The organism is Variovorax sp. P4_D9 (assembly GCF_056401695.1).
Window position 1 is genome coordinate 1 of record NZ_JBFUIU010000957.1, and the last position, 3,120, is coordinate 3,120.

The window sequence follows — 3,120 nt, forward strand, 5'->3', positions numbered from 1 at the left end:
GCCTGGGTGCGCTTGACGATGTGCTCGAACTCGATGCGCGGAATCAGCTTGAGGATCTGACTGAACATGCTGCATGATGCTTTCACGTTGGGCCTCTCGTGAGTGGGGTGGAAGTTCGTTTGGCGACAACTTTTTACCCCACGCATCGGGATGGCTCAACGCCTTCTGTCTTGGACAAGAGTGGCTCTTCGACATGCTGTAGCCGAGGCCGACCAGGATGGTCGGCATCAAGGTCAGCACCGAGATCTGGGCGCCGTAGGTCATCCAGATCGTGATGCTCAAGGGGATGGTGCGCCGTGCCAGCGCACTGCGAAAGATCTCAGTGACGCGCACCTTGGCCTTGGCCTTCGGCGCGGCCTGCCCGTCGTCGCTGATGTACTGCTGCTGCGGCACGCTGCGGGCCGTGAGCCGCCTGTCACCGGTCCACGGCCGCATCCTCGCTGGCGGCCTGCGGCGCGCGACGTTGGAGATGATCGACTCCGGCCGCCTGTTCGTGCTGACGCAGCCAAGGGAAACGGCCCGTCGCATCGAGCGCTTCATCGAAGCGCATCGCGATGAACGGGCGGAGGGGAGTGAGAGCGGGTGGGATCGGGCCACCTCGATCGTCAGGGCCCATACCGGCCGTACAGATTTCCCCGAAGCGGCCGGTCAGGTCCTCAATCGAACCCGCGGCGCGAAGCGGCTTCGACGCAAATGAACTGCTGCTTGGCCCCTGAATGCCACGTAGGTGCAACGCAAGGATCAAGCCACCCCCAATCTTCCGGACACTCGATGTAGTCCTGAGGTTCGACTGGAGTGTGGTGGTGTTCGGCCCGCGGCCTCAGTCGTCTTGAGTCGCCTCAGTTTGATTTTCGTTGCAGTTCATTTGAGRGAGGGCATCCCCCGAGCGGCGGCTTCTGGCCGATTGTTGCCCGCCGCGTGGTCAGTGCGCGCGCGCTTCGGAAGCCATGGCCGACCGTCTGCCTCTGCCGCATCCTGCGGCGGCCGCCGCCGTGACCACATAGGTTCACTCCTGTCCCTCACAGTGCCGCGGCTGAAATCTCCTCAACATTGTGGAGGCGGCCCATTTCCTCCGCACCAAAGGACAATTTCGAAGAACTCCATTCGGCGCTAGGTTCACGGTAGCTTGGGCGCGAGGGCGTATCGGCCAGTCCTCGACGGACCTTGTTCCTGCTGGCGCTGCTTACTGTAAAGGGTGCGACCGTGGGCGAACCCACTGTGTTCATCATCGATGACGACGAGGCGTGCCGCGATTCGATTCGCGAGCTAGTCGTTTCCGTCGGACTGGCTGCCGCGGTCTTCGGTTCGGCATTGGAGTTCCTAGCTGCCCTCGACCCCGCTTGGCGTGGCTGCCTGGTGCTGGACCTGCACATGCCGCGGATGAATGGGGTCGAGTTGCGGAAGCGCCTAGACGAAATCAGCGTCGACCTGCCGATTGTGTTCATCAGCGGCAGTGTCGACATACCAACCGCTTTCCAAGCCATCAAAGAGGGCGCCGTGGACTTCCTGCAGAAGCCCTACCCGCAGCAGCAACTGATGGACGCAATCTACAAGGCACTGCGTCGGGATTCCGCCTGAATGCCCTATCGGCGGTTTTCAGGGTCGTGCCATTGACCACCCCAAGCGGCCACAGGGAACGACCGGCATTGGCCGCCGGATTCTGCCTTTCGGTCTCAACCAAGACAACATCAGAAGCCCACGTTTTGGTATTGCTCGATCTGGCACGCATAGGTACCTGGCTGAGTCGAGCATATCGAATAGCCCTGAGACGGGGTGCTTGCGCAGCCGGCCAGGCACAGAAGAATTGCACTCGCCATCTTCTTCACGAWCTCTCCCATCAACGGTCTGACGGCCGGGTTCAGCGGCATTTTGACGTGACGAAGACGCCGTCCCAACTGCTGCGAGCATAGCGAACTGTGGCGTCGTCGGGAAGGTCCGGTACTGGCCGAGGCTGTGTGGAAACGGTTTCGGCGATTGAACGTGCCGATGATGCGGCCGCAACAGCGTCATCGACGCCTTGAAGTCATCCAGTGGTCTCGTCGCAGAAACGGGCGACTTGGCACGCGCTGAGTCGCCGAGGGAGTTGCAACGGCCATTGAGGAGGCTCACGCCCCCATCAGCCTGATTGCCTTCATCGTTTGGCTCATACCCGGCATCGCGATCATGCGCTGCCAGCATGTGCGGCTCAATTCCGTGTTCACATGCGGCAGTGTCTTCATGAGGAAATGGGTTGAACCCATCCAGTACTTGAGCGTGCCGAACATGTGCTCCACGGTGCACCTTCGCAGCGTCATCGCAACAGGTTTGCGATCAAGACGTTGCTGGACGCGTTCGAGCACCGCCTCGTGTTCCCATCGTCGGATACGTCTGTAGTCGCTGGGCGTGCATTGATCCTTCATGGGACACCTGAGGCAAGCGCTGGTCCAGTAGAAGCGCGCGTTGAGGCCATTTTTTCGATCGTGCTGAATCTGAAGATGGCCCGCTCGCCCGCGGATACTATTCGTCCTTCGCGATATAGATGAAGTCGCTCTTGTCGAAGCGCCCCTCGCCCCTCGCCCCTCGCCCTTCGCCCTTCGCGTTCGAGGTCATCGGATTGGGAACGTAGGTCGTGAAGCCCGCGTCTTCGCAAGCCTTGGGTTCTGGGCCATTGAAGTACCCGCGATCGGCCAGCGCTTGCAGCTTGGTCTTTCCCATCGCTTCGCGTGCCATCCAGCGCCGTCGTAGCGCACCTTTCCTGTAACTATTAGTTCTTTGTCATCGCGATCGCTGGCGCGATCTGCTACAAGCTCGCTAGCGTCTGGTTTCAAGGACGGAGGAAGCATGGAAACGGGAACTCGGATTGCGCGTAGCCAAGAGGTCGGCGCAAAGCTTATCGCGGTGTTCAACAAGCGGATGCAGGTGGCGAACGACAAGTTCGCCCAGCGAGTGAGCCAGGCGTTGTCGGACGTCGGCCACGACTCGCCGGCGGGCATGACGGCGCCGGTGGATCCGCTCGGCTGGTACAACTATGCGGTCGATGCCGCTCAGCGTTCGATCCTCTTCTGGGACACGCTGCGCCAGCGCGGCAACAACTTCATCGAGAACACGGCCACGGGCTCAAGCCCGTTCTGCACTTCGACT

Annotated in this window: 2 protein-coding genes and 3 pseudogenes; 3 read left to right on the forward strand and 2 right to left on the reverse strand. The window is 61.1% G+C overall.

The genetic code is table 11. From position 1 onward, the window contains the following. Positions 1-183: 183 nt before the first annotated feature. Positions 184-378: pseudogene (locus AC1DY5_RS48995) on the reverse strand (MFS transporter); the annotation flags it as partial. 25 nt (positions 379-403) lie between these two features. Between AC1DY5_RS48995 and AC1DY5_RS49000 the strand changes: the two are divergent. Both AC1DY5_RS49000 and AC1DY5_RS49005 read left to right on the forward strand, forming a co-directional pair. Then, positions 404-697, forward strand: a complete 294-nt coding sequence (locus tag AC1DY5_RS49000) for a hypothetical protein (protein WP_478121563.1) — start codon at positions 404-406, stop codon at positions 695-697. Positions 698-1,164: 467 nt separating this feature from the next. Then, positions 1,165-1,578 carry a response regulator transcription factor gene (locus AC1DY5_RS49005; RefSeq protein WP_478121564.1) on the forward strand — a complete coding sequence of 138 codons (414 nt, stop codon included), beginning with the start codon at positions 1,165-1,167 and terminating at the stop codon, positions 1,576-1,578. A gap of 527 nt (positions 1,579-2,105) precedes the next feature. Here the strand turns inward: AC1DY5_RS49005 and AC1DY5_RS49010 are convergent. After that, positions 2,106-2,706: pseudogene (locus AC1DY5_RS49010) on the reverse strand (transposase); the annotation flags it as partial. A gap of 114 nt (positions 2,707-2,820) precedes the next feature. On the opposite strand from AC1DY5_RS49010, the pseudogene AC1DY5_RS49015 reads away from it, so the two are divergent. Next, positions 2,821-3,120 (forward strand): annotated as a pseudogene (locus AC1DY5_RS49015) (DUF3141 domain-containing protein); the annotation flags it as partial.